The sequence below is a fragment of the Rhodanobacter sp. UC4452_H20 genome (assembly GCF_052978205.1).
Genome location: NZ_CM129662.1, coordinates 3,626,838 through 3,652,368 on the forward strand (window position 1 = coordinate 3,626,838; position 25,531 = coordinate 3,652,368).

General features: G+C 64.8%; 20 protein-coding genes. 5 read left to right on the plus strand and 15 right to left on the minus strand.

Annotated features, from left to right (window positions below; translation table 11 throughout):
• Positions 1–3: 3 nt before the first annotated feature.
• From ACVCMC_RS16620 to ACVCMC_RS16645, 6 genes are all read right to left on the minus strand, one after another.
• Positions 4–1,413 (minus strand): DUF2130 domain-containing protein, encoded by a 1,410-nt coding sequence (locus ACVCMC_RS16620; protein ID WP_447098108.1) that lies wholly within the window; start codon positions 1,411–1,413, stop codon positions 4–6.
• Positions 1,406–3,295 carry an ATP-dependent nuclease gene (locus ACVCMC_RS16625; RefSeq protein ID WP_447098109.1) on the minus strand — a complete coding sequence of 630 codons (1,890 nt, stop codon included), beginning with the start codon at positions 3,293–3,295 and terminating at the stop codon, positions 1,406–1,408. The genes ACVCMC_RS16620 and ACVCMC_RS16625 overlap by 8 nt, the downstream gene beginning before the upstream one ends.
• Before the next feature lie 78 nt (positions 3,296–3,373).
• The gene (locus tag ACVCMC_RS16630) at positions 3,374–6,241 is read right to left on the minus strand and encodes a hypothetical protein (RefSeq protein WP_447098110.1); all 2,868 of its coding nucleotides are present in this window, start codon (positions 6,239–6,241) and stop codon (positions 3,374–3,376) included.
• Positions 6,238–6,921, minus strand: a complete 684-nt coding sequence (locus ACVCMC_RS16635; RefSeq protein ID WP_447098111.1) for a DUF4391 domain-containing protein — start codon at positions 6,919–6,921, stop codon at positions 6,238–6,240. The genes ACVCMC_RS16630 and ACVCMC_RS16635 overlap by 4 nt, the downstream gene beginning before the upstream one ends.
• On the minus strand, positions 6,918–10,208 hold the full coding sequence (locus ACVCMC_RS16640) for a helicase-related protein (RefSeq protein ID WP_447098112.1): 3,291 nt from the start codon (positions 10,206–10,208) through the stop codon (positions 6,918–6,920). The genes ACVCMC_RS16635 and ACVCMC_RS16640 overlap by 4 nt, the downstream gene beginning before the upstream one ends.
• Positions 10,208–10,417 (minus strand): helix-turn-helix domain-containing protein, encoded by a 210-nt coding sequence (locus ACVCMC_RS16645; RefSeq protein ID WP_447098113.1) that lies wholly within the window; start codon positions 10,415–10,417, stop codon positions 10,208–10,210. The genes ACVCMC_RS16640 and ACVCMC_RS16645 overlap by 1 nt, the downstream gene beginning before the upstream one ends.
• 281 nt (positions 10,418–10,698) lie before the next feature.
• On the opposite strand from ACVCMC_RS16645, the gene ACVCMC_RS16650 reads away from it, so the two are divergent.
• The 4 genes from ACVCMC_RS16650 to ACVCMC_RS16665 all read left to right on the plus strand — a co-directional run bounded on the left by ACVCMC_RS16650 (position 10,699) and on the right by ACVCMC_RS16665 (position 13,922).
• Complete coding sequence (locus tag ACVCMC_RS16650; RefSeq protein WP_447099526.1) at positions 10,699–11,298, plus strand: anthranilate synthase component II; 600 nt, start codon at positions 10,699–10,701, stop codon at positions 11,296–11,298.
• Positions 11,295–12,344: an anthranilate phosphoribosyltransferase gene (gene trpD / locus ACVCMC_RS16655; RefSeq protein WP_447098114.1), complete on the plus strand. Its 1,050-nt coding sequence runs from the start codon at positions 11,295–11,297 to the stop codon at positions 12,342–12,344. Before ACVCMC_RS16650 ends, trpD begins: the two co-directional genes overlap by 4 nt.
• A 70-nt stretch (positions 12,345–12,414) precedes the next feature.
• Complete coding sequence (gene trpC / locus ACVCMC_RS16660; protein ID WP_395120148.1) at positions 12,415–13,209, plus strand: indole-3-glycerol phosphate synthase TrpC; 795 nt, start codon at positions 12,415–12,417, stop codon at positions 13,207–13,209.
• Positions 13,206–13,922: an HAD family hydrolase gene (locus ACVCMC_RS16665; protein WP_447098115.1), complete on the plus strand. Its 717-nt coding sequence runs from the start codon at positions 13,206–13,208 to the stop codon at positions 13,920–13,922. The genes trpC and ACVCMC_RS16665 overlap by 4 nt, the downstream gene beginning before the upstream one ends.
• Before the next feature lie 83 nt (positions 13,923–14,005).
• Here the strand turns inward: ACVCMC_RS16665 and ACVCMC_RS16670 are convergent, their stop codons facing one another.
• Positions 14,006–14,743 carry a sulfite exporter TauE/SafE family protein gene (locus tag ACVCMC_RS16670; RefSeq protein ID WP_447098116.1) on the minus strand — a complete coding sequence of 246 codons (738 nt, stop codon included), beginning with the start codon at positions 14,741–14,743 and terminating at the stop codon, positions 14,006–14,008.
• Between the two features lie 94 nt (positions 14,744–14,837).
• Positions 14,838–15,452, minus strand: coding sequence for a cAMP-activated global transcriptional regulator CRP (crp, locus tag ACVCMC_RS16675; protein ID WP_395136028.1), 615 nt, complete (start codon positions 15,450–15,452; stop codon positions 14,838–14,840).
• Between the two features lie 372 nt (positions 15,453–15,824).
• Here crp and speD point away from each other — a divergent pair, with 372 nt between their 5' ends.
• Positions 15,825–16,610, plus strand: a complete 786-nt coding sequence (gene speD / locus ACVCMC_RS16680; RefSeq protein WP_136258246.1) for an adenosylmethionine decarboxylase — start codon at positions 15,825–15,827, stop codon at positions 16,608–16,610.
• A gap of 210 nt (positions 16,611–16,820) precedes the next feature.
• On the opposite strand, the gene ACVCMC_RS16685 is transcribed toward speD, so the two are convergent.
• The 7 genes from ACVCMC_RS16685 to ACVCMC_RS16715 all read right to left on the minus strand — a co-directional run bounded on the left by ACVCMC_RS16685 (position 16,821) and on the right by ACVCMC_RS16715 (position 25,515).
• Entirely contained in the window at positions 16,821–17,738 is a 918-nt protein-coding gene (locus ACVCMC_RS16685) for a branched-chain amino acid transaminase (RefSeq protein ID WP_395120145.1), read from the minus strand.
• A 54-nt stretch (positions 17,739–17,792) separates the two neighbouring features.
• Positions 17,793–18,392 (minus strand): DUF4124 domain-containing protein, encoded by a 600-nt coding sequence (locus ACVCMC_RS16690; protein ID WP_447098117.1) that lies wholly within the window; start codon positions 18,390–18,392, stop codon positions 17,793–17,795.
• Between the two features lie 130 nt (positions 18,393–18,522).
• On the minus strand, positions 18,523–19,347 hold the full coding sequence (metF, locus tag ACVCMC_RS16695) for a methylenetetrahydrofolate reductase [NAD(P)H] (protein ID WP_447098118.1): 825 nt from the start codon (positions 19,345–19,347) through the stop codon (positions 18,523–18,525).
• 76 nt (positions 19,348–19,423) lie between these two features.
• A complete protein-coding gene (locus ACVCMC_RS16700; protein ID WP_447098119.1) occupies positions 19,424–20,671 on the minus strand; it encodes a carboxylate--amine ligase in 1,248 nt (415 codons plus the stop codon).
• 98 nt (positions 20,672–20,769) lie between these two features.
• Complete coding sequence (locus ACVCMC_RS16705) at positions 20,770–22,464, minus strand: thiamine pyrophosphate-binding protein (protein WP_447098120.1); 1,695 nt, start codon at positions 22,462–22,464, stop codon at positions 20,770–20,772.
• Positions 22,461–23,519: a GNAT family N-acetyltransferase gene (locus ACVCMC_RS16710; RefSeq protein WP_447098121.1), complete on the minus strand. Its 1,059-nt coding sequence runs from the start codon at positions 23,517–23,519 to the stop codon at positions 22,461–22,463. The genes ACVCMC_RS16705 and ACVCMC_RS16710 overlap by 4 nt, the downstream gene beginning before the upstream one ends.
• A gap of 295 nt (positions 23,520–23,814) precedes the next feature.
• Positions 23,815–25,515 carry an N-acyl-D-amino-acid deacylase family protein gene (locus tag ACVCMC_RS16715; protein WP_447098122.1) on the minus strand — a complete coding sequence of 567 codons (1,701 nt, stop codon included), beginning with the start codon at positions 25,513–25,515 and terminating at the stop codon, positions 23,815–23,817.
• Positions 25,516–25,531: the final 16 nt, after the last annotated feature.

Here is a 25,531-nt window from a genome sequence, read left to right on the forward strand (position 1 = left end):
GATTCATTCTTCGTCAGAAGAATCGTGATCTTTCAGTTCGGCGAATTTCGCCGCCATCGTCGGGTTGCCACGGGTCAATTTCTTGATCGTCAGATCTTCGGCCTTGTCGTTTGCAAGCCGCAGATTGTTCGCGGACTTGTGGAGTGCTTCCTTGGTCTTCTCCAGGTCCTTGATGGCTTCGTCGATCCGCTTGACGGCTTCCTCGAAACCATCGGAGGCAAGCCGCCAGTTCCTGCCAAACGCCCCCTTGAAGTCGTCCAGCTGCTTCTCGAATCGAGTGATGTCGAGGTTTTGTGTCCGGACAAGGGCGAGTTCCTGTCGGTAGGCCAGGGACTTCATGGCCGCGTTGCGTAGCAGTGTGATGATGGGGATGAAGAACTGCGGACGGACGACGTACATTTTCGGGTAGCGATGGAAGACGTCGACGATTCCGGTGTTGTAAAGCTCGCTCTCGGGTTCAAGCAAGGAGACTAGGATGGCATATTCGCAGTCCTTCTCCGTGCGATCCTTGTCGAGCTCCTTCAGGAAATCTTCGTTCTTCTTCTTGCTGGCGGTCTCGTCGTTCTCGTTCTTCATCTCGAACATGATGGAGACGATCTCGGTGCCGTCTTCGGCCAGATCGCGGAAGATGAAGTCACCCTTGCTGCCGCTGCGTGCGTCGTTGTCCTTCTCGAAGTAGGCGTGCGGGAAGGCGGTAGCGCGGATGCGGTTGAACTCGGTCTCGCAGTGCTGCTCAAGGCTTTCGCCGATCATCTTGGTCGACAGCTTGGCTTTCATGTCCTTGAGGCGCTCGATGGTCTCCTCGCGATCCTTGAGCTGGGTCTCGTACTTTTCCTTCAGGGACTTTTCGGCCAAGTCCTTTTCAAGCTCGGCGCGCTCAAGGCCGCTCTTCAGAGCGTTTCGCTCATTCTCGACGACGCTGACGGCCTTGGTAACCGCAAGTTGTTGGGTAACCTCACTAGCGTCGAGCTTGGCCTGCAGCGCCTGAATTTCGGTGTCTTTTGCGGCAGCCGTTGTCTGAACGGCGTTTGCCCGCGTCACTTCGGCCAGCCTGGCCGCGGACTCCAGATCACGCTTGGCCTGCGCCAGCTCATTGGCGAGTTGGTTGCGCTCCTTTTCGACCGGGCTCAGAGCCTCGGTCACGGCTAGCTTGCGTGAAGCCTCACCGGCATCCAGCTTAGCCTTCAGTTCCTTGATCTCGGCATCCTTGGCCGAAGCTTCCTTTTGCAGCTCACCGGCGAGCTTAGCCTCGGCAAGCTCGACCGCGTTGCGCTTGTCTTGCTCGGCCAGTTCCAATCGCTCATGCAGCTGCTTGTCGAACTCCTTGTCGCGAACCTGCTTCAGGATGTCCGCGTAGCGTGCTTCATCGATCTTGAATGCCGTGCCACAGTGCGGGCAGATGATCTCATGCATGGCTAGTGACCCCAGCTTTCATCAGAATGCTCTTGAGAATCTCTGGAACAGCTCCTGTCGCCTCGATTGTCGCGACTCGGTATGCGTACTGATTTTTCGCAAGTTCAATGCCGGCAGAGGTTTCAATCGCCGAGCACGACGTAACCCATTCAGCCCAATTGGCTTCAAGGTGGCTCTCAAGATGATCGCTCAATGTAGCTGCGCGATCACCGACGCGCTCTGGCGGGAAGTCAACCTCCTGTTCGCCGAAGTACCTCAACAATCGACGGTTTTCTGTCGAAAATTTTGTACGCTCGCTTTCTATGGCAGGCTGCTTCTTTCCCGCAGCTCTAGCGCGAACTTCAAACTTGCTGTCTCCGTCGAAGAGCGCATAAGTTGGAATCCCAAGGCTGGTAAGAATGGCGTGAGCCAGTGGAATCCCTCCCTTGCCCCCAGCTGAAACGATTGACAGCCCTTGAGATTCGAGGCATCCCACGGAAGTTCGGTCGCCGATTCCGTAAAACACGGCTACTTCCGTATCACCTTCGACCAGAAGCACGCGCGCGGAAAATAGTGCGGCCGAGAGCCGACTCGCGACGATGCCATCAAGTTGACGCTCAATCTGGCCGGCATCCACCGTTCCACTGAGCGCGGTCTTAACTTCCTCAACTGTGGCGAAGTGGACAGACACTACGGGAGCATCGCCAAGCGATCGTGTCAGTCGCCGGACCTGGTCGAAATGTCGAGCCTCAAGGAAATAGGGGCTATGGGTCGCGTAGGTCACTTGAATGCGCTTGCTGGAGTCCTCGGCGAGCGATCTGAGTACCTTCGCAAACGCTTGCGCTTGGATCGGATGCTGAAAAAGTTCCGGTTCCTCAATCGCCAGGCAGATGACGCCCTCCCCGGAAGCAGCACCAGACTGCGCTAAGAGCTGGAGGGCGGAGATCAGAAGCGTGCGTTGAAAGCCATGCCCCTGTCGTTCCACTGCCGTCTCGGTTGCGCCGTCCAGCACAGTGACGTCAAACGTCGTGCGCGGAGCCTTGAGTTCCAGCTCAGCTGGAGAGACCGTGACAGCTCGGCCCGGGGCGTAGGACGTGACGACTTCGTTGAGCTGTGTCGTGATGACGTCAAGTTGCTCCTTGAACTTCTCTTCATAAACACGTTGTTGCTTTGTTCTCGACTCAGCGACTATCTCCGCAATTGCCTCGTCAGCGGCAGAGCGATCGATCGAACGTTCAAGAATTCGGCCAATGATGCTTGCCTTGCCGTCCACCGATTCTTCGCTTGCGCGAAGGTCGGCAGTGACCAAGACGAAGTCGAAGAGGCCGCTCATTTTGCCGCCGCTATTGAACCCGAAGAAATTGGTTTGCAGCGCTTCCGGAGCGTCGATAAGCTGATCTGTGTGAGATGCCTCCCATGTCGTCATCGCTTGTTCAACGGCTGTGCCGCTGTTGGCTGCTGGAAGATTCAGCTCTGGGTGATTGTTCCGAAGCTGTGCGTATAGCTCCTTCTTCGCTGCGGCGCCGCTTGCCGTCTTGATCGCGTTGAAATCCGGAAAACCTTTTGCGTTCGCGGAGAGAACGTCTGTGCCGTCGGGTGATCGACGTCTCCATGCGGTGAACGTAGTTGCTCCTTCCGGCGTGTACTTGCCAAGCGCCTCACGATCCTTTTCCGAGAGGTCAGCAAAGGTGACCTGAACTTCGATGTCTTCGCCAGTAGCACCAAAAGAGCAGTCCTGCTCCGTCAGTGAGCCAGGCTTGCCGTTGAAGAACCAATCGAGCGCGCGAAGCACGGTGGACTTGCCGGCGCCGTTGGGCCCAATGAAGGTCGTGACGGAGTCAAAGGGAATCGTCACGTCTTTCAACGTGCGGAAGTTCCTGATACGGACAGCTTGAATTTTCATGTCAGCTTCAGTTCCATGAGCTTCTGGTGTTGTCTTGCGTCTGAGGGCGGCTTGTTTGACGTCACTGACGACGAGCGATCAACCCGAGTGGGTCGTGCGGTTGGTCAGGTGGGTGGGCAGGTGACCAACGACCACTTTGGCAGCGTCTGCGTCGTACCAGAAGTACAGTCGGAACAGGGAGGCTGGGTCGAAGCCGACGCCGGCCTTCAGGTGCTGATCCAGCCAGATGTCCTTCCCCTCGTACTGACGGCGATAGTCCTGTTTGTAGCGATGATCGTCCAGCGCGGAACCCACCGCAGAAAGCTCCAGCCCCTGCTCGGCCAAGGCCTGTTGACTGGCTTGGTAGGGGGCGGAGTCGTCCTTGTCGCGGGTACGCATGGGGACGTAATAGCGCGCGAGGTACTCCAGCGCCTTGTAGGCCAGCGGAATGTTCTTGAAAGGCGATTCACGGGCGGCCTTGGCGGCGGACGGCAACAGCACCAGCTTGTTGTCGCCGTAGATATCCACCCACTCTTCCAGTTCGTCCCACGTGTCCGGGTGGTAGCTCTCGTTGGCTGCTTCGGACTCTGGTGTTTCCTCTTCGTTCCATTGGGCGTGGAACTGATAACGGCTTCGACGCAACTCCTCGCGAGCGTCGTCGCGTTCACGCCGTGTCGCCCGAAGCTCTTCTTGCAGTTCGGCCGCCTGTGCAGCAAGTTCAGTGGCCTTGGCTCGGTGCTCTGCCAGTGCCGACTCCAGTTCGGTGCGGATAGCCTGAAGCTTGTTAATCTGTTCGTCTTTGGAAGCGGCGGCGTTGTTGGCCTGCTCACGGAGCATGACCAAGCGTTCTTCAGACGAGCGCAGACGCTGCTCGGCGAGATGTTGACGGATGATCTGGAACGAGGGCACGCGATCGTCCAGGTCTTCCGCCTCCAGGCTGATGGCGCAGGCTTCCTCGAAGAGATCGTTGACCAACCACTTGGACAGTTGGCGACTCTTCAGGGGGAAAACCGGATGCTGATAAGGGTCGGCGTCGGTGGCGAAGCCGGGGCGGTACAGTCGAACAGCATGGCCATATACCGAGCGTTCGCGTCCAAGGCGGCGGATGAGTTGTTGGGACACGGCAGCATCAATGCAGACGACGTGGGCCACCCCGGTCAGGCGTTTCGCTAAGCGCTCCGCCGAGGCGTCAATGTCGCCGACAATCACGATCACTGGCTGGACGCGTTCGGGATTCAGGATGAGCTGAAGAAGCTTGGGCGCCTCCGACTCTCCGGACAGATGCGTCGCTGTGCTGAGCAGGGCAGTGCCTGCGTCCATCAGGCCAATGTCTTTGGCGAGGTCGGAGACGACTTGCGGCACGCCACTGGCAACCGGAGGTGGAGCGTCCTCGTCGCTGCGTACCTGGATCAGCCTTAGGCCGAAGGCCGGTTGACTATCGTTGATGAGCGTCGCTTCGACGCGCCAGATCGCGCCTTGTGACATGGAGCGGCGATCATCGAACCGAAGCGACCAAATGCGCTCGCCGTCGCTCTCGATGGTGACCTCACCATCGGGCGACTCGATGTGGTTGTTTCCCGCGAGGTCGGTGGTCCGGAACCCTTTGTTGCCAAGCCAGCGAAGAATGCGTGTTCGCGTCGAGTCGAACGTTTTGTCTGTCTGCTGCCCGGTCCTGCCTAGTCGTGCAGCAAGAGCCAGCACATTGACTGTGCCGGCACGGCGGGAGAGGCGAGGGCGTACCAGCCGTGCTGCGGGCGCGCTTCCGTTTGATGGGGTGCCGGTGTGAGGAGTCTGTTCGGCACCACCCGTGTTCGCTGGTGCAAGGGGTGCCGCTGACTCGGGGGGGGCGTCAGGGTTCTCTGACGTTTCTGCGGGGGCATGAGCGGTTTCGGCATGCGCAGGCGCCGCTGATTCAGGTTCATTGCACTCGGCCAAGGCCTTCGTGATCCAGATCAGCAGATTGAGGCGATCCTCGTCGATGGATGTCTGCTCGTTCTGCGTCGGCGCACGAGCCAACAGCTCAGAACTTGTCGTGAGAGTGTCCCAAACGAAGGTTTTTTCCTTGGCGTTTTCGTCTACCTTGAAGAAGCGCCCAGTATCAAAGTCGATTCCGCCCAAAGGTGGAATACAGACCGCACGGATGTCAGTGTATTCCATCGGAAGCGTGGCACGAGTGGCGATGGTGTCTGCGGCTTCGGATGCCTTGCCTTCGGCTTTTGCCTGGATCATTAGGCCGCGCAGACATTGGTACGCCAAGCGTAGTTCGTCTATCACTTCTTCAGCCGGCGGCGCGGCATGCTCCGTCGAGGGGGCAGTTGCTGATAACCACCAAGCTCCCTCCTGCAGAGGTTGTGGCTGATTTTCAGCGCGGTTGAAGCCCAAGGTCTCGCTGGTTTGGAAACCGTATGCCTTGAATGTTGCGCCGATAATGAGTGCCTCGGCGTGGAAGTGACATGAGATCAGAGCCTTGCGATTCGGGAGGGCCGTGCGCAGCGACTCTGCGAGTGCGATGATGCCAGCGAAGTCGTTGGGGGCGGGCAGGATTGTGATGTCTGGAGGTGTGTCCAAGCTAAGCAAATGCTTCTCCCAACCCTTCTGTAGCACTTGCTGTGGTGGCTGAAAGAGAATGGGCTTGGGGCTCTTGCCGTATTCGATGTGACGATTTGCGCAGATCGTGATGGCGACTTTCTGCGCGGGCTGTCTTGCCTTGGCGTAGAGCGAGAGCCAGCGTCCACCTGCTTGCGAGTACCAACCATTGGAGTCGGCGATCAGGATGCTAAGGGTTGCCTTCTTGCTGAGTTCCGGGGCCAGGCGCGAGATCGCGAAAAACGGGGCGCCATGAATGGTGGCGAACATCAGCCGCGCTTGTTCCTTGAAGCGGCTTGTGAACTGCCCATCGCTGCGCCCTTGGATGGCGTTGGCATACGCATTCGCCGTGGCCGGTGTGTTCATCTTTTCCTCGCTCACGCGTTCCCCTCCAGCAATTTCAGGTTGTGCTTCAGCTCTCGCACCGCGGCGTTGATCTCTACCCTACGATTGAACTGCCTTTCCTTCTCAAGCTTTGAGACGGCCTTGTGCAGCTCATGCCTGAGCGCCTGCACTTGGCTGGCGCGTTCGACCAATGCGGGCAGCAACTCGCTTGCCCTGGCTGGAAGGGCGACCAGTGCCGATAGCATCTGCTGGTACAGATTGCCCAAGCTCAGTGCGGTGGGCATGGCCTTGCGTGGGCTGCTTGTGGGCAGCCATCCAGTGGCGAAGTAGTCGGAACATACCCAACGGGCAGCGTCGGCCTCGCTGGGTCGCTTGTAGGCTGCGATGACCTGGATGCGATCCTCGAAGTTCAGCTCGAAGATGATCGGGAACGCGATAGCGCTGTCCATGCCGCGGAGAACGTCATGATGCAACTCGGGTGCCCGGAGTCGCACGCTGAAGACCTGGATCTCCGGCACGCCGGGCGACGCTGGCAGATTGATCGTCTCGGGCGCCAGCTTGTACTGCCAGACGATCTGTTCGACCTGCTCGGTGAAGAGGCCTTTGAGGCGCGTTCCGACGCTGCCCTGCTCGTAGAGCTTGGCCTTGGGAACTATGCGCCCAAAGGCTGCCTTGACCGGGTAGGCGAAAAGGGCCGTGCGTGCGTGCTGGGTCATGCGGCTTCCAGCACCACGAGGAAGGCAATCAGCTCGAAGTCGTCCAGCCCGGCGATGGTCTGGGTCAGCGCCGTGGTCTTACCGACCGAGAACAAGCTGTCGATGTCGCGCTCTTCCTTGACGGCTATCATCGAGCGGATGGCCTTGCCCAGCAGATCCGAGTAGGCCTGCATGTTGCGGCCGTCTGCCGTCCCGCGGTTGAACTGCTCGCACAGCGGGAGGCAAGGCTCGCCTTTCCCCTTGCAGGCAGTGCGAGCCAGGTCGAGCAAACGCTTCACTTCGGTCTGGTCGTGGACGACGTTACCGTCGCGCCCGATATAGATCAGGTAGTACGGGTGCAGGCGGTTGTGCTGGGGTTGGTTGGCTTCCAGGTTGATTCCCGCATTGCGATTGCGCAGGGTGAAGAGCACGCCGGGCGGCAAGCCAAGCTGGGTGTTGGCAGGTACCACGGCATGCAGGCCGTTCGGGGCGTTCTTCAGATCGCCATGCGCCTTCACGTAGTTCAGCAAATCCATGCGGAAGTCGTTGAGGCCGAGATCAGTGATCGACACGCCGGCCTTGAGGTCTTCCAGTTCGATCACTTCTTCCTGCAGGCGCCGCAGTTGTTCCTTGCGGTAGGCGACGTCGTTGGCTTGGGCCGAGAGCACGTTGTCGTCGCCGGTGGCCGTGACGTCGACGATGGTCATGCGGCTCTCGACGCGTTTCTTGAGGTTGATGTATTCGTCCAGCGAGATGTCGGGCCAGTAGTTCACCAATTGGATGTTGCTGTTCGGCGAGCCGATGCGGTCGATGCGGCCGAAGCGTTGGATGATGCGCACCGGGTTCCAATGGATGTCGTAGTTGACCAGGTAGTCACAGTCCTGCAGGTTCTGGCCTTCGGAAATGCAGTCGGTGCCGATGAGAAGGTCGATTTCTGCCGGCTCCTGCGGCAATACCACGGCTTTTTCCTTCGCCCGTGGCGAGAACAGCGTCAGCAGTTCCTGGAAGTCGTACTTCGTGGCAAGCGTGGACTTGGGCCGCGTGCTGCCGGTCACCTCGGCACTGTGCAGGCCGTGATTGGCCCATAGCTCGGGTGCCAGGTTGGCGTAAAGGTAGTCGGCAGTGTCCGCGAAGGCAGTGAAGATCAACACCTTCTTGTTGCCGGGGTTGATCGGCTGGGTGATCTTGCCTTGTACCAGCGCCTTCAGGTGTTGGAGCTTCACGTCATCCGCTGGCGTGATCTTCTCCATCTCGGCGAAGAGCGTGGCGATCACGTCGCGATCGCGCTCAAGGTCGAACTGCCAGCGGGGCAGGTCCATGTCGGCCAGGTCGATCTTGATCTTGCCGCCTACGTTGAAGTCGTTGCTGCCAGCATCCAACCAGTCGTCGTCTTCCGCATCCAGGCTGTCGAGTGCCGCCGTGTGATCGGTGACGCTGCCTTTGCCGCCGTTTGTTCCGAAGGCTTCGACTTTGCCGAGCGTGTACTGGTGGTTGCCTTGCAGCATCTTCAAGGTCAGCCGGAAGGCGGCGACCGAGCTTTCCAGGCGTTTGAGCAGATTGACGGTGAGCAGCTTCTTCAGGCTTTGCTCGCGGTCTATTTGGCGCAACGCGCCGCCTCCACCCGCTACCTGGGTGTCGTACATGTCCTCGTACTTCTTGATGCGACTGGGAAGGATGTAACTGAGTGGCGCGTAGATCGCGAGATTGAGCTTGGCAAGCTGTTCGAAAATCTCGTTGAAGCTCATGACGTCCGCCCGCGTGGTCAGCGGGCAGTGGAACGACAGCGGCTTGCGGCGTTCCGGGAAGGGGCCGATATCGCGGGTGTCGTAGAACGTCTGGATGTGCTTGCGCGAGCGCGCGATGGTGACGCTGTCCAAGAGCTCGAAGAAATCGAAGTCCAGCGCGTCGAGGATGGCACGCGGCGTGCGCTGCTCCGGCGGAAGCTGCGACCAGGTGTTGAAAGCCCGCTGCGCGTTGCGGAATACCTCTTCGACTGATTTGCTGGTGCGAAGCTTCTTGTTGAGGTTCTCCGAGTCGCCTTCGTAGGCCAACGCCAGCTGGTTGCGCAGGTCGTTGAAGCGGTTGTTGACGGGCGTGGCCGAGAGCATCAGCACCTTGGTCTTGACGCCCTCGCGGATCACCTTGCGCATCAGTTTTTGGTAGCGGGTCTCGCGTTCCTTCACGGCATCGTTGTTGCGGAAGTTGTGCGATTCGTCGATCACCACCAGGTCGTAGTTGCCCCAGTTGATGCGGTTGAGTGGCGTGCCGAAGGATTCGCCGCTGGTACGGCTGAGGTCGGTGTGACAAAGCACGTCGTAGCTGAAACGATCCTTGGCGAACAGGTTGGTCTTGAGGTTGCGGTTGTAGTTGAGCCAGTTGTCCGCCAGCTTCTTGGGGCAGAGCACAAGCACCGACTTGTTGCGCAGCTCGTAATACTTGATGACGGCCAGCGCCGTGAAGGTTTTTCCCAGGCCCACGCTGTCGGCGAGGATGCAGCCGCTGTAGGTCTCCAGCTTGTTGATGATGCCGGTGGCGGCATCACGTTGGTAGTTGAAGAGCTTGTTCCAGATCAGCGTGTCCTGATAGCCCGTGCGATCGTTGGGCAGCACGTCTTCGTCGAGGTCGTCGAGGAACTCGTTGAAGATGTTGTAGAGCATCAGGAAGTAGACGCTCTCCGGAGCGTTCTCCTGGTACACGGAGGCGATGTGCTGGCAGATTTGCGCCGTGACGTCCTCAAGCTTCTCCGCGTCGTTCCAGATCTGCTCGAACAGATTCAGATACTGCGTGGCGAAGGTGGGTTCGCCGATCTTGTTGACGAAGTTGGAGACGGCGTTGCCTTGCTGGTAGCCGAGATCGACCGCGGTGAAGCCGTGCAATGGCATGTAGGTCGTCGCCGTTGCGGCGTCCTGGACGCCGGCGAACTGCTGCATCGGCGCTTTGCTGCGATTGCTGCGGAACTTCGCCTTGCGGCGTAGCCAGTCGGCGCACTCGCGGGCAATGGCGCGCTGAGTGAGCTTATTGCGCAGTTGTATCTCGAACTCGCTGCCGTAGAGGCTGCGTTCCCGATCCAGCTTGGGAATGTGGAATTCGCGCCGTTCGCGTTTCACCTGGTCGGTGACTTCGTCGGCAACGAAGGTGGGAGCGGTGAAGATGAACTGCAGCTCTTCAATCTGCTCCAGCTCGGCTTTCAATGCTTCGTAGGCGTACATTGAAAAGCAGGAGGCGGCGACCTTGAGCTTGGCGCCTGGCCTGAGTGCTTGCTTGAGGTCGTCGCCGAACAGGCGGCTGATGTTGTCGAGGAGTTCCATCAGCGGCGTCCTTTGCCCGTCGAGTTGTGCTGGTTGCTGTTGGCGTCGATCCAGCTCTCTAGCTCGGAGCGACGGAAGCGCCAGGTGCCGCCGAGCTTGAAGGCCGGGAGATCGCCGTTCTGCGCGAACCGATACACCGTGCGCTTGCCGGCCTTCAAATAGGCGGCCACCTCATCGAGCGTGAGGATTTCTCCGTCGCTTGCGGTCATGGTGCAGCTCTGCCCCCTGTAGGCTTCAGCTTGCCAAGTCTAGCCAGTTCTGGCGCAACTTCATTCGAGGCGCGATCTGACTGCGACAGATCGCCCCGTGGCTCTGGGCATTACGGAGGTCTCTGGCGTTATTTGGCAGCCTGTGGATACGTGCCAAAATGGCTTGCCGGCGTGGTTCGGACGCCCATGCAAGGTACCCAACGAAATTGCGGGTATCCATGCGGGTATCGGGACTAATATTCCGTCTGGCAACCTTTGAAAAACAGATGGATACGTCGTTTATGCTGCTGATGATCGACAACTACGACAGCTTCACCTTCAACCTCGTGCAGTACCTGGGCGAGCTGGGCCAGGAGGTGAGGGTGGTGCGCAACGATGCGCTCACCGTGGCCGGCATCCGCGCGCTGAAGCCCTCGCACATCATGATTTCCCCGGGGCCGGGCACGCCGGACGATGCAGGCGTGTCGCTGGACGTGCTGCGCGAGCTGGCCGGGGAGATCCCGGTGTTCGGGGTATGCCTGGGCCACCAGGCGATCGGCCAGGCGTTCGGCGGCAAGGTGATTCGCGCGAAGAAGATCATGCACGGCAAGACCTCGCCGATGATCCATCGCGGCCAGGGCGTGTTCGCCGGCCTGCCCAATCCGTTCGAGGCCACGCGCTACCACTCGCTGGTGGTGGAGCAGTCCTCGCTGCCGGATTGCCTGGAAGTCACCGCGTGGACGGAAAATCCGGACGGCTCGATCGACGAGATCATGGGCCTGCGCCACAAGACCCTGCCGGTGGAGGGCGTGCAGTTCCATCCCGAATCGATCCTGACCCGGCACGGCCACGACCTGCTGGCCAACTTCCTCGGCCTGCCGCGGCGGAAGCTGGCGGCATGAGCATGGTCGGCATCACGCCGCAGGAAGCGCTGCAGCGCACGATCGAGCACCGCGAGATCTTCCACGACGAGATGATCTCGCTGATGCGCCAGATCATGCGCGGCGAGGTGAGCCCGCTGATGACCGCGGCGATCATCACCGGCCTGCGCGTGAAAAAGGAAACCGTGGGCGAGATCACCGGCGCGGCGCGGGTGATGCGCGAGCTGGCCGCGCCGGTGCCGGTGATCGGCGACGATGCGCACCTGCTCGACATCGTCGGCACCGGCGGCGACGGCGCGTGCAGCTTCAACATTTCCACCGCGTCGATGTTCGTGGCCGCGGCGGCCGGTGCGCGCATCGCCAAGCACGGCGGGCGCAGCGTGTCGTCGAAGTCCGGCAGCGCCGACGTGCTGGAGGCGCTGGGCGCGTCGATCGACCTGGCGCCGGCGCAGGTCGCCGCGTGCCTGGCCGAGACCGGCATCGGCTTCATGTTCGCGCCCAACCACCATCCGGCGATGAAGGTGGTGGCGCCGGTGCGCGGCGAGATGGGCGTGCGCACGCTGTTCAACATCCTCGGCCCGCTGACCAACCCGGCCGGCGCGCCGAACATCCTGATGGGCGTGTTCCACCCGGACCTGGTCGGCATCCAGATCCGCGTGCTGCAGGCGCTGGGCGCGCGCAGGGCGCTGGTGGTGTGGGGCCGCGACGGCATGGACGAGATTTCGCTGGGCGCGGCCACCATGGTCGGCGAACTGCGCGACGGCGTGGTGCGCGAGTACGAGGTGGAGCCGGAGGATTTCGGCCTGGCGATGGCCTCCAGCCGCAACCTGCGGGTGGAGGACGCCGGCGAATCGAAGGCGATGCTGCTGGGTGCGCTGCACGGCGAACCCGGCGTGCCGCACGACATCGTGTGCCTGAACGCCGGCGCGGCCTTGTATGCTGCCGACGTGGTCGAGGACATCGGCGCCGGCATCGAACGCGCCCGTGCGGCGATCGCCAGTGGCGCCGCGCATGCGAAAATGCAGGCCTTCGTGGCCGCCACGCGGCGCCTGGCGGGAGTCCCGTAAACACGGTGCGGTTACACCGCGCGTCGCGGCCGACTACGATGCACCCGTCACCCCACCCGAGCGAGATGCCATGACCGACATCCTCAATCGCATCCTGGCGCGCAAGGCCGAAGAAGTCGCCGAGCGCCGCAGCAAGGTCCCGCTGGCCGAGCTGAGCGCGCGCATCGCCGACCTGCCGGACACGCGCGGCTTCGCCGCTGCCATCGAGGCGAAGATCGAGGCTGGCTTGCCCGCGGTGATCGCCGAGGTGAAGAAGGCCAGCCCCAGCAAGGGCGTGATCCGCGCCGATTTCGATCCCGCCGCGATCGCGCGCAGTTACGAGAAGGCCGGCGCGGCCTGCCTGTCGGTGCTCACCGACGCCGATTTCTTCCAGGGCAGCGAGGCGTTCCTGCAGCAGGCGCGCAAGGCCTGTTCGCTGCCGCTGCTGCGCAAGGATTTCATCATCGACCCCTACCAGGTGCACGAGGCGCGCGCGATCGGCGCCGACTGCATCCTGCTGATCGTCTCCGCGCTGGACGACGACGAGCTGCTGCCGCTGGCGCTGCTCGCCGCCGAGCTCGACCTGGACGTGCTGTGCGAAGTGCACGACGAGGACGAGATGGAGCGCGCGCTGGCGCTGCCGGTGCCGCTGATCGGCGTCAACAACCGCAACCTGCGCAATTTCGAGACCGCGCTGGAAACCTCGCTGGCGCTGCAGGAACTGATCGAATACGACCGCGTGCTGGTTGCCGAATCCGGCATCCACACGCCCGAAGACGTGGCTCGCCTGCGCGCGGGCGGCGTGCAGGCGTTCCTGGTCGGCGAGGCGTTCATGCGCGCCGAGGACCCGGGCCGCGAACTGCGACGGTTGTTCGCCAACGCATGAGCGCCCCCGTCGAACCTGCCACGGCCGCGCCGGGGGATGACGCGGTCGCCGCGCCGTGCGAGAACACGCCGCGCGTGGTGCTGTTCGACTTCGATGGGGTGCTGATCCACGGCGATTCCTTCGCCCTGTTCGTGCGCAGCCGCTATGCCGGCTCGGCATGGCGCAAGGGCGTGGCCTTGCTGGCCTCGCCGTTGTTGCTGCTGACGTGGCCGCTGTCGCGCCGCCTGCCGCTGTACCTGCTGGTGCGGATCGCCTTGCTGGGCCTGCGCGAGCCGCGATACCGGGTGGCCGCCGATGCCTTCGCTGGCGTGCTGGCGCGACGCCCGAAGCAATTCTGCCGCGAAGGACTGAGCCGGCTGCGCCGGCATCAGGCGCAAGGCGATCGGGTAATCGTGGTGACCGGCTGCGAAGAGACGCTGGCGACCGGCATCCTGCGCGAACTGGGGCTGGCCGGCGTGGAAGTGGTCGCCTCGCAGCTGCGCCCCGGCTGGCTGGGCATGCGCCTGCGCCGGCACAACGTGGGCCGGCGCAAGGTGCAGTCGCTGGCCGAGCACGGCGTTGCGGCGTGGCAGGTGGCCTACGGCGATTCGATGCACGACGTGGCGATGCTCAAGCAGGCTGCCGAGGCGGTGCTGGTCAACGGCACGCCGAAACTGTGCAAGAAGGTGGAGAAGGCACTCGGCCGCACGCTGACCCGCGTCGAGTGGTTGTGAAGGCCGGAGTTCGGCGCGCGTAGGGCGGGCACCGCCCGCCGGCTCGTGCTCAATGGGATGAAACATGGCGGGCGGTGCCCGCCCTACGCGTGCAGCAGCTGCACCAGGCTGATCGCCACGATCAAGGTGCCCACCGCGGCCATCACCGCGCGTTCGGGCAGGTGGCGCACGAGCCACGCGGCAAACGGCGCGGCCAGCACGCCGCCGGTGAGCAGGCCGAGCACGATCGGCCAGTGGCCGACGCCGACGTGCCACGCCAGGGTCGCGGAGATCGAGGTGGCCACCACGAACTCCGCGGCGTTCACCGAGCCGATCGTGCTGCGCACGCCACCGCCGCGGGCGATCAGGGTGCTGGTGGCCAGCGGTCCCCAGCCGCCGCCGCCGATCGCGTCGAGCAGGCCGGCGAAGAAACCCAGCACGCCGGTGTGCTGCACCCGGTGCCGGCTCAGCCGCTTGCCGAACGCGCGCAGCAGGACCATCGCGCCGAGGATCAGCAGGTAGGCGTTGATGAACGGGCGGATCGTCTCGCCGGGCACGCTGGCCAGGAAGGTGGCACCGAGCACGCCACCGATCGCGCCGGGTATCGCCAGCTGCCAGAACAGCGGCCAGCGCACGTTGCCGAACCAGGCATGCGAGGCGCCGGAGGCGCAGGTGGTGGCGATCTCGGCGGTGTGCACGGTGGCGCTGGCGACCGCCGGTGGCAGCCCCAGCGCCAGCAGGATCGAGTTGGACACCAGCCCGTAGGCCATGCCCAGCGCGCCGTCCACCACCTGGGCGAGCAGGCCGACGCCGACGAAGAGAAAGAACTGTGCGAAGTCCAAACGCCGTCTCGCAGCCGGGGCGGGAGACCATGCTCGACTGGCGGCCGTAAAAACCCGGTTCAGGCGAACCGGTGGCGGTGCCGGCCGGGCGTGGTCAGCGGGTGCCGCGGATCACGATGGTCTTGCCGGAGACGTCGATCATGCGCTGCTCTTCGAGCTGCTTGAGCACGCGGCCGACCATCTCGCGCGAGCAGCCCACGATGCGGCTCACTTCCTGGCGCGAGATGCGGATCTGCGTGCCGTCCGGGTGGGTCATCGCGTCGGGCTCGTCGCACAGGTCGAGCAGGGTGCGCGAGATGCGGTTGGTGACGTCCATGAACGCCATGCGGCTGACCTGGCGCGAGGTGCGCAGCAGGCGATTGGTGAGTTGGGCACCGATCGCGAACAGGATCTTGGGGCACTCCTCGCGCAGCGGGCCTTCCATCAGCTGGAACAGCCGCTCGTAGCTGACCTCGGCCATCTCGCACGGCGTGCGCGAGCGCACCACCGACTCGCGCTGGGCCTGCTCCACGAACAGGCCCATCTCGCCGATGAACTGGCCGCGGCTGATGTAGGCGAGGATCAATTCGCGGCCCTGCTCGTCCTCGGTGCATACCGCCAGCGAACCCTCGACCACGTAGTACAGCGTGTTGGCCGGATCGCCGGGACGGATGATCGCGGTCTTGCCCGGGTAGCGCCGGCGGTGGCAGAGCGCCAGGAAGCGCTCCATCGAGGCGGGGTCGGGGGCGAAGCCCAGTGGGGCCTGCGAGCGTTCGAAGGCCTGTTGCAACTGGTATTTCAGGTGTGGGGCCACGTCGACTCCTCAGGTCAGGCAAGGTTCTGCGGCGCTTGTCGCCTCCGCGGCAAGCGTGACCGCAATCACGTCAGCTTGCCCCGCATTATGGCAAACATGCCGATTGGCTGCAGGTTCATTTCCTGACGCGTTTGCCGCATACTTCGCGGTCTTTCGACAGCGGCAACGTCGAGAGCATGCCACCAACCAAGGGTCGCAGGCACCAGCCTGTGCTTCACACCAATCGCGGGGACCCTTGTCGCTAACCCGCCTCTACAGCCGGCCGCCATGGCCCATGGAGAGTCGCTCGTGGTCAAACCGCTTCCCCGTCTTCGCCTGCAGGGTTTCAACAACCTGACCAAGGCGCTGAGTTTCAACATCTACGACATCTGCTATGCGGTGTCCGAAGAGCAGCGCCAGCGCTACATCGAATACATCGACGAGCAGTACGACGCCGACCGCCTGACCCAGATCCTCACCGACGTGGCCGAGATCATCGGCGCGAACATCCTCAACATCGCGCGCCAGGACTACGATCCGCAGGGCGCGTCGGTGACCATCCTCATTTCCGAGGAACCGGTGGTGGAGAAGCTCGGCCGTGATTCGATCGCCGGCGCGGTGGTGGCGCACATGGACAAGAGCCACATCACCGTCCACACCTATCCGGAGACGCATCCGCACAACGGCATCGCCACCTTCCGCGCGGACATCGACGTGGCCACCTGCGGCGTGATCTCGCCGCTGAAGGCGCTGAACTACCTGATCGACAGCTTCGAGTCGGACATCGTGGTGTGCGACTACCGCGTGCGCGGCTTCACCCGCGACGTGAAGGGCAAGAAGCACTTCATCGACCACAAGATCAATTCGGTGCAGGACTACCTGGCGCGGCACATCCGGCAGAAGTACGAGATGTTCGACGTCAACGTGTACCAGGAGAACATGTTCCACACCAAGATGCACATCAAGGACTTCGACCTGGACACCTACCTGTTCGAGTCGCACGCGGACGACCTGTCGTTCAAGGAACGCCAGCGGATCGAGTCGCTGCTCCGGCGCGAGATCGAGGAACTGTTCCACGGCCGCAACCTGATGTGAACCAAGAAAACCCGCCGGAAGGCGGGTTTTTCGTATCAGGCCCGTTTGGGAGGTGCGAGCCGAAGATCCCTTCTCCCTTCGGGAGAAGATGGCGCGCAGCGCCGGATGAGGGTGCGGGGCGCCGCGTTGAATACCACAAGGAACGCTGCCGCAGCGCGCTCCGCCCGTACCCTCTCCCCAACCCCTCTCCCACGGGGAGAGGGGCTTCCCTCAGACCTGTTCCAGCCAGCCCCACTTGTCGTGGGTGCGGCCGTCGAACAGGCCGAAGAACAGCTCCTGCAGGCGCAGCGTGACGCGACCGGCCTTGCCGGCGCCGACCTGCTTGCCGTCGACCGAGCGGATCGGGGTGATCTCGGCGGCGGTGCCGCACATCAGCACCTCGTCGGCCAGGTACAGGTACTCGCGCGGGATGTCGCGCTCGACCACCTCGATGCCGTCCTCGCGGGCCAGCGTCTTGAGCGTGTCGCGGGTGATGCCGGCAAGGATCGAGGCGCTGGCCGGCGTGGTGTGCAGCACGCCGTCGAAGACCAGGAACAGGTTCTCGCCGGCGCCTTCGCTGAGCAGGCCGCTGGAGGAGAGCGCGATGCCTTCGCCGAAGCCGAGCCGGCGCGCCTCGCGCGCGATCAGCTGGCCGGAAAGATAATTGCCGCCGGCCTTGGCGCCGGCCGGGATGGTGTTCGGGGCGAAGCGCTGCCAGCTCGACACGCAGGCGTCGATGCCGTTCTGCAGCGCTTCCGGCCCGAGGTACGGGCCCATCGGCCAGGCGGCCACGGCCATGTCGATCGGCGTTTCGGCGGACAGGCCGAAGCCGCCCAGGCCGCGATACGCCACCGGGCGCAGGTAGGACGCGCCGAGCCCGTTCTTGCGGATCACCTCGCGGCAGGCGGCGGCCAGCTCCTCGAACGAGTGCGGCAGCTGCATGTCGTAGATCTTGGCCGACAGGAACAGCCGGTTCAGGTGGTCGGTGAGGCGGAAGATCGCCGCGCCGTCGGGCGTGGCGTAACTGCGGATGCCTTCGAACACCGACGAACCGTAATGCAGCGCGTGCGACATCACGTGGGTAGTGGCTTCGGCCCACGGCTTGATGTGGCCGTTCTGCCAGATCCATTCGGGGTACTGCTGCGCCATGTTCGGTTCTCCATGAAGACTGCACATGATAGCGCGTCGCTGCGGGGGCGGCGTTTACGGCGCGTTGCGCAGCCACAGGCAGCCGGCCTGGCGCACGATGTCGAAACGCCACGTGGAACCCGCGCCGTCGGCGCCGGCGGTGTGCAGCACCAGTTGATCGGGCGCGACGGTTGCCGCTGGAGCAGGGTCGCCGGCGAGGGGCGGCCAGTTGTCCGGCAGCGCCGCGGCGGATGCCGCGGGAGCGGGCAGGTCGACCTGCAGCAGCGGTTGTTCCATCAGCGTGGTCAGCGCGCGGATGTCGGCGATCGCCGCACCGCGGCCGTAACCGTCCCACAGGATCAGCCCGCCCATGCGGACGCTGTCGCGCCGCGCGAACGCATCGATCACGCTCTGGCGCAGCTCCTCGATGTTGGCGGCACACAGCACCGGCGGCGGCCCGCTCGGCGCGGGGGTATCGGTGGGCGTCGCGGGGTTGACCGGCGTGGCGCGCAGCGCGGCGCACGGCTGGTCGGTGAACACCGCGCCGCCGTTGGCGCCGATGCAACGATGGATCGGCGTCTGCGCCGCCGCGGGGGCGGCGCACGCAAGCAAGGCCAGGCTGAGCAGGGCGACCAGGCGCAACATCCGGTCAGCATAGCCGTCCCGCGGCGCCACGAACGACTTCCCGTTGGCGCATCACCATCGCAGGAGCCTGCTGGCGGGCGATGCTCTTGCTTGCAAATCCCCGCCTCAAAGGCATCGCCCGCCAGCGGGCTCCTGCGGGAGGTTGTGCGCGGTGGTGGTTTCAGGCCAGCTGCTGCAACACCGCCTGCGTGGCGCGGGCGCGGTTGAGCGTGTAGAAGTGCAGCCCCGGCGCGCCGCCGTCGAGCAGGCGACGGCACAGTTGCGCCACCACCTCGGCGCCGAGCTCACGCACCGCATCCGCATCGTCGCCGTGGGCCTGCATGCGCTTGGCGATCCAGCGGGGGATTTCCGCGCCGCACATTTCCGAGAAGCGCCTGAGCTGGCTGTAGTTGGAGATCGGCATGATGCCCGGCACGATCGGCACGTTCACGCCAAGTTTGCGCACGTCGTCGACGAAGCGGAAATACGCATCCGGGTTGAAGAAATACTGGGTGATCGCGCCGTTGGCGCCGGCGTCGATCTTGGCCTTGAAGTGCATGAGGTCGCGCAGCGCGTCGTCGGCCTGCGGATGCGTCTCCGGGTAGGCCGCCACCTCGATGTGGAAATGGTCGCCGCAGTGCCGGCGGATGAAGGCCACCAGTTCGGCGGCGTAGCGGAAGTCGCCCGCCGTGGCCATGCCCGAGGGCATGTCGCCGCGCAACGCCACGATGCGCCGATAGCCCGCCGCGCGGTAGCCGTCGAGCAGCGCGGCGATCTCCGCCCGGGTGCCGCCCATGCACGACAGGTGCGGCGCCACGTTGAGCCCGTGCTGCGTATGCAGCCGCGCCACCGTGTCGCCGGTGTAGCTCAGCGTGGAACCGCCGGCGCCGAAGGTGACCGAGGCGTATTCGGGTCGGTGCGCCTTCAGCGCCTGCGCCGCGCGGTCGAGCTGCGCGCGCTGGTCGTCGGTCTTGGGCGGAAAGAATTCGAAGCTGATCGACGGCATCGCAAGGGTTCCGGGGTCACGGTGCCCGGCAGTATATATCTTCGATTCGCGATGGAGCGATATATGCCGTCCGGGTTCAGTTTGCCGGCGGCTCGTTCGGCGCGGCGGCCGGCGGTACCGGCGCCTCGCTGGGGCCGTGGTGGCGCCCGGTGCGGTGGGTGGCGATGCGCCACGCGCTGGACAGGCCCGGCAGCGGATCGTCGAAACGGAACGTGTGGTAATGCGCGCGCGCCCACTGCCGCAGGATCTTCGACCACGGCTCGCGGGCCTGCCGCGACTGGCCGCGCACGGCGTTGATGTCGCGCTGCAGGTTCACGCAACCGGCGCCGACCACGTAATCCGGCGCGGCGGCATCGACCGGCAGGCCCAGCGCGTCCTGCCAGGCCATTTCGCACACGTTGACGCCGCAGCGCGCGGCGAACTCGACATAGGTCCAGGCGCGGGTATTCACCTCGAGGATGCGGAACTGGCCGTCGCGGGCATCGCGCTTGAACTCGGCGCTGAAGATGCCGCGGTAATCCACCTTCGCCAGCAGCGCGGTCAGGTTGGTCGCCGCCGGCTCGACCTGGGTCAGCGGGATGCTCTCGCAGTACGAGCTGTTGCCGAAGTCGGCCGGGTGGATGCGGAAGCGTCGCCGCGCGAACAGGCCGGTGAAACGTCCCTGCGCGTCGCGGAAGCCGTCCACGAAATAATGGTCGGCGGCGGTGCCGGGCACGTACTCCTGCGCCATCAGGCGGAAGCCCAGGCCGTGCAGGCGCTGCCAGGTTTCCAGCAGCTCCTCGCGGCTGTGTACCCACACGCCCTTGATGCCCAGCACGTCGCTGAACTTCTGCGAGTTGACCGGCTTGATGAAGACGCGGTCGAGCCGCTCGAACGGCATCGCCGCGATGTCCGCCGCGCTGTCGATGCGGTAGGTCGGCGGGTGCGGCATGCCGGTTTCGGCCAGCAGCGCGGCGAAGCGCGACTTGTCCTGCAGCAGTTCCTGCGTCTGCCGCGAGCAGGTGCTGGTGCGGAAGCGCTGGCCCAGCTCGCTCTGCGGCAGGTCGGCCAGCCACAGTGCGGCGTCGTCGGCGCCGGCGATCAGCACCGCCTCGTCCAACGGCAAGTCACGCAGGTGGTCCAGTGCCTGCGGACCGGGCACGCCATCCCACGCCGTCGGTCCGGGCGTGGGCCGGAACCAGCGCGAGCGCGTCACCTGGTCGCCCGCGCGGCAGGCCACGTAGGTCGGGATGCCGGCCAGTTTCAGACAACGCAGGATGCCCAACGCTGTGGGGCCGCAGCCCATCACGATCGCCGGCACGTGCCGCCCGTCCCGCTTGCCCATGGATGTTTCCCCTGATCGCCGCATGCGTGCGCTCGACGCCGCGCCTGTGCGGCCATGCTAGCACCCGCGATGGCCACCGGGCCGCCGCGCGTGGGGGTTCAACGGTGCAGGTGGCGCCACCACCTGCGCAGCCGCGAACCGCGCAGCCGGCTCTTGGCTCGCAGCCAGTGCATCGGTGCGGAATCGCCCACGCGCACCTCGACCAGGGTCACGCCGGGCGCCTCGATCGCTGCGGCCAGGGTGGCCTGCGCATCGCCTTGCAGGCGTACGTGCGTGGCACCGACGGCCGCGGCCAGGGCGGCGACGTCGACGCTGTCGAACTCGGTGCCGTACGCATGGCCCGAGCCGGCCAGTTGCTGCATGCGGATCAGGCCGTAGGCACCGTCGACGAACACGATCACGGTCAGCCGCAGCCGTTCGCGCACTGCGGTGAGCAGCTCCAGCCCGGACATCGCCAGGCCGCCGTCGCCGACCAGCGCCACCACCGGCCGCGCCGGATCGGCCAGGCAGGCGCCGATCGCGGCGCCGATGCCGAAGCCCATCGACTGCAGGTTGGTCGGCACGATCAGGCCGCGCGGGCACAGCACCGGGAAGTGGCGGCGCGCCAGCCCCTGGTGCTGGCCGGAGTCGGTGAGCAGGCAGCCGTGCCGTGGCAGCGCCTGGCGCAGCGCGGCGAAGAACGCCTGCGGCTGGCCGCCGTCCACGCCGTGGATGCGCGGCTCGACCCGCCGCCGGTCGCGCTCGTCGTCGGCGCGCCGCCGCCACTGCGCGATCTCGTCGTGGCTGAAGCCGGCATGGCCAGGCTTGGTCTGCAGCCGTTGCAGGAGGGCGGCCAGGAAGGTCGCCGCGTCCGCGCATATCGCGTGGCGCGCGGGATAGTTGGCGCCCAGCACGGCGGCACTGGCGTCGACGTGGATGAGTTTTTCCGGCGGCAGCCGCAGCTCGAAGCCGCGGCTGCCGTTGTGTGAGAACTTGCAGCCGATCGCCAGCACCGCGCCGCTGGCCTCGACCAGCGCGTTCAGCGTGCCGCACTCGTTGCCGGCGAACGCGAAGCCGAGCGACAGCGGGTGATCCTCGGCCACCACGCCGCGCCCCGAGGTGGTGGTGACCACCGCGGCGGACAGCGTTTCGGCCAGCTGCGTGGCCAACCCGGCCGCGGCGGCGCAGCCCTGGCCGAGCAGCAGCATGCAGCGACCGGCCTGGCGCAGCGTGGCCAGCACGGCGTCGAGTGCGGCCTCGTCGAGCGGTGGCGGCGAAGGAGGCGCGACATCTGCCAGCGGCGCCGCTTCGCGCAATGCATCGCTCGCAAACTGCACCAGCACCGGACCGGGTTCGCCGGCGCCGGCCTGTGCGTGTGCCGCGAGCAACGCGGGGGCGATCCCGGTGGCATGGTCGACGTGGTACTGGCCCTTGCTCAGCGGGCCGGCGATCGCCGCCTGGTCCAGCGCCTGCAGCTGGAACTGCTGTCCGGGCGAGCGTGCCGGCTGCATGGTGAGGTGCAGCAGCGCGGCCGAATCCAGCGCCGCCTCCGCCAGCCCGGTCAGTGCCCAGGTGAAGCCCGGGCCGGGAATCGTCAGCAAGGCGGCGATCCGCCCCGAGGCGCGGTAGTAGCCGTTGGCCATCATCGCCGCCGACAACTCGTGGGTGGCCACGACACTGCGCAGCGGCGCGCGGCGCAGCGCCTCGTACAGACCCGTGGTCTGCGTGCCGGGCAGGCCGAACACGCAATCGACGCCGGCGCGCGTCAGCGTGGCGCAGACCAGTTCGGCCCCGGAAACCACGGGCTCGCTCATTCGGCCATGCCGGTGGGGCGGCGCAGGGCACGGTGCACGCCGCGGCGGGCGCGCTGCGGCAGCGTGGTTGCCCAGTCGCCGAGGCGGAAGCGGATGTCGTCGGCACGCGAGACCTCCAGGCACAGCGACAGCTCGCCGCCCATCTGCGACTTGAACGTCGTGACGGGGTTGAGTTCGGCGTCGGTCAGGTCGTTGGCGCGGTAGCCCTCGGCGGCCAGGTGTTCCAGCGCGCGCCAGCGCAGGAACGCCGATGCGCCCAGGCTCAGCAACGCAGCCTCGGCGCCGGCGCAGACGGTGTGGCTGACCGGGTGCGGCCCGGTCAGCACCAGCTGGCTGGCGGCCACGCGGCCGTCGGGCATCCGTGCGTGGTAGAGCCGGCCCAGGTTGCGTTCGCGCAGGGTTTTCACGAAGCGGCGGAACGCCTCGCGCGGCAGGTACAGCGGCGCACCCTTGCGCTCGTGGGTCTGCAGGTGCAGGTGGTGGAAGGCGTCGAAGTCGTCGTCCATGCTCAGTTGCAGGCCCTGCTCGGTGCAGCGCCCGATCAGCCGGCGATGGTTCTTGTCCACCCGCGTCCATGCGCTGGCGAGGTCGCTGATGTCTACCACATAAGTGTAGGTCGGCTGCACGCTCCAGCCGCGCGACTGGAACGTGCGCAGGTCGGTGCAGGTGGAGCGGCTCTTGAAGCGCAGCCGCCCCAGCGGCAGGCGCGCGAGCGCGTGCTCCAGCGCATCCATGGTCTGCAGCCGGCGCGAGGTGGCAGTGGCCGGGCAGCTGCAGGCATGCGGCACCAGCACCAGGCCGTTGTAGTAGAGCAGCCGCCGCGGCGACACGAAGGCGCCGCGGCGGTCGCTGCATTCGAACAGCGCGATGCCGCCCACGATGTGGTCGTCGCGCTCGGCGGCGAGCACGCGGAAGCGGCCGCCGGTGGCGGCGCACAGCGCGTCGAGATACTCGGGCAGCGAATACACGCTGCCATCGGGGGAGGCGGCGACCGCGGCGACCCAGCGCGGATAATCCGCGGGATCGAGTATGCGGGTTGTCGGTAGCGTGGCCATCGTCGCGCGTCCTTTTCGCTGGAGAGAGCGTCAGCGAGGCGCCTGTCGAGGCGCCGTTCCACCGTTGAGGGTTCCCCTGCGAACCTCCCGGCGGCTGTCTGCTCGCCCGCCGGTGCGCCATCCTAGGCCACCGCACGGCTTGCGTGCAAAGCCCTCCGGCAGCCGGCTGCGCCGCCATGCGCGTACGGTGCCAACAAGAGAGCGGCCCGAAGGCCGCTTGAAGGGTGGGGTGCAGGGAGTTGCCGAATCAGCTCTTGCCACCGAAACCCCAGTACCCGTTCCTTTCGGAATTCGGCTATCTGCCGGAGTAAGCCGGACCGCGCAATACCACTCCCGGCAGCGCGTCCGTCATCTTGCCGCCATCGATCACCGGGACCCCGTTGACCAGCACATATTGCATCCCGACCGACAGCTGGTTCGGGTCGGTGAAGGTGGCGACATCGCGGATCGCAGCCGGGTCGAACACGACGATGTCTGCCCACATGCCATGCTTGAGCACGCCGCGATCCGGCAGATGCACACGCTGCGCCGCCAATGCGCTGAACTTGCGGATGGCGTCCGGAAGCGTGAGCAGCTTCTGCTCGCGCACGTACCTGGCGAGAATGCGCGGAAAGGTGCCGTAGGCGCGTGGGTGCGGACGATCCTTGCCGAGCAGGCCATCGGGCGAGGTTCCCTCATAGTCCGTGTCGATCGAAACCCACGGCTGCTTCAGCGCCAGCTCGACATCGGACTCCTGCATGCCGAACACCACCGAACTGGTGGCGGCGTTGTCCTTGATCAGGAAGTCGCAGATCGTGTCGATCGGATCCTCGTGCCACTCCGCTGCAATCTCACTGACCCGCTTGCCGACGTACTTCTGCAACGCCTTGTTGTTGACGCTGCCGATCATGATGCCGTGCGCCTGCTCGATGGCCGCGAGCCACTCATTGTCCCAGGCATCGCTGGGAGTGAGCATGTCCTTGCGGATGCGCGCACGCGTGGCCGGATTCTTCAGGCGTTCGATCAGTTTCAGGTTGCCGCCGTCATGGGCCCAGGGCGGGATGAAGGCCGACAGATCGTTCTGCCACGCGGTATAGGCGTAGGTGTCCGCCGCCACGTCGACGCCGCTGGCACGAGCCGCGTCGATGCGCGCGATCACCCGTGCCATCTTGCCCTTGAGATTGCCGGTGGCCTTGAGATGGAAAATCTCCACCGGAATATCCGCCTCGCGGCCGATCCGGAAGGTTTCGTCCAGCGCAGCCATCTCGGCATCGCCCTCGTTGCGCATGTGGGTCGCGTAAATGCCGCCATGGCGTGCGGCAACCTTCGCCAGGGCGATCAACTCGTCGGTTCCGGCGTAAGGCGCCGGCGTGTACTCCAGCGCCGTGGACAGCCCCAGCGCACCTTGCTTCATCGCTTCCGCGACCAGCGCCTGCATCTTCTTCAACTCGTCCGGCGTGGGTGCGCGATTCTCGTAGCCAATGACCATCTCGCGCACTGAAGTGGCGCCCACGTACGTGCCTACGTTGATACCCATGCCTTGCTTTTGCAGGCGCGCGAAATATTGTTCGAACGTGCGCCAGTCCGGCGTTATCCGATAATGCGCGTACGCCGCCTGGCGTTGCCTGATCATCTCGGCGTCGAGCGGCGCCACCGATTCGCCTTCTCCGGTGATCTCGGTGGTGATGCCCTGGAAGATCTTCGACGGCACATGCGGATCGACCAGCATGGTGATTTCCGATTGACCAAGCATGTCGATGAATCCCGGCGCCACGACCAGGCCGTGGACGTCGATCATCTGCCTGGCATGCGCGTCGGCGAGGTTGCCGATCGCGGCGATGCGACCATCCTTCACGGCGATATCGGCCGCGTACCAGGGCGAACCCGTACCGTCGATGATGTGGCCGTTGCGGATGATGGTGTCGTACTCGACGCCGGCAGCCGCAGATGGCATCGCTGTCGACAGCCCGATGGCCGCGACAATCGACATGCAAGCGGTGCGAATGAAGACGGGCATGAACCACTCCCCTCAA

Excerpts from the sequence above, each read along its gene's own strand:
- ACVCMC_RS16620 (WP_447098108.1), bottom strand. The coding sequence starts at position 1,413 with ATGCATGAGATCATCTGCCCGCACTGTGGCACGGCATTCAAGATCGAT.
- ACVCMC_RS16625 (WP_447098109.1), bottom strand. The coding sequence starts at position 3,295 with ATGAAAATTCAAGCTGTCCGTATCAGGAACTTCCGCACGTTGAAAGAC.
- ACVCMC_RS16635 (WP_447098111.1), bottom strand. The coding sequence starts at position 6,921 with ATGACCCAGCACGCACGCACGGCCCTTTTCGCCTACCCGGTCAAGGCA.
- ACVCMC_RS16640 (WP_447098112.1), bottom strand. The coding sequence starts at position 10,208 with ATGGAACTCCTCGACAACATCAGCCGCCTGTTCGGCGACGACCTCAAG.
- ACVCMC_RS16645 (WP_447098113.1), bottom strand. The coding sequence starts at position 10,417 with ATGACCGCAAGCGACGGAGAAATCCTCACGCTCGATGAGGTGGCCGCC.
- ACVCMC_RS16650 (WP_447099526.1), top strand. The coding sequence starts at position 10,699 with ATGCTGCTGATGATCGACAACTACGACAGCTTCACCTTCAACCTCGTG.
- trpD (WP_447098114.1), top strand. The coding sequence starts at position 11,295 with ATGAGCATGGTCGGCATCACGCCGCAGGAAGCGCTGCAGCGCACGATC.
- trpC (WP_395120148.1), top strand. The coding sequence starts at position 12,415 with ATGACCGACATCCTCAATCGCATCCTGGCGCGCAAGGCCGAAGAAGTC.
- ACVCMC_RS16665 (WP_447098115.1), top strand. The coding sequence starts at position 13,206 with ATGAGCGCCCCCGTCGAACCTGCCACGGCCGCGCCGGGGGATGACGCG.
- crp (WP_395136028.1), bottom strand. The coding sequence starts at position 15,452 with ATGGAGCGCTTCCTGGCGCTCTGCCACCGCCGGCGCTACCCGGGCAAG.
- ACVCMC_RS16685 (WP_395120145.1), bottom strand. The coding sequence starts at position 17,738 with ATGGCGCAGCAGTACCCCGAATGGATCTGGCAGAACGGCCACATCAAG.
- metF (WP_447098118.1), bottom strand. The coding sequence starts at position 19,347 with ATGCCGTCGATCAGCTTCGAATTCTTTCCGCCCAAGACCGACGACCAG.
- ACVCMC_RS16700 (WP_447098119.1), bottom strand. The coding sequence starts at position 20,671 with ATGGGCAAGCGGGACGGGCGGCACGTGCCGGCGATCGTGATGGGCTGC.
- ACVCMC_RS16705 (WP_447098120.1), bottom strand. The coding sequence starts at position 22,464 with ATGAGCGAGCCCGTGGTTTCCGGGGCCGAACTGGTCTGCGCCACGCTG.
- ACVCMC_RS16710 (WP_447098121.1), bottom strand. The coding sequence starts at position 23,519 with ATGGCCACGCTACCGACAACCCGCATACTCGATCCCGCGGATTATCCG.
- ACVCMC_RS16715 (WP_447098122.1), bottom strand. The coding sequence starts at position 25,515 with ATGCCCGTCTTCATTCGCACCGCTTGCATGTCGATTGTCGCGGCCATC.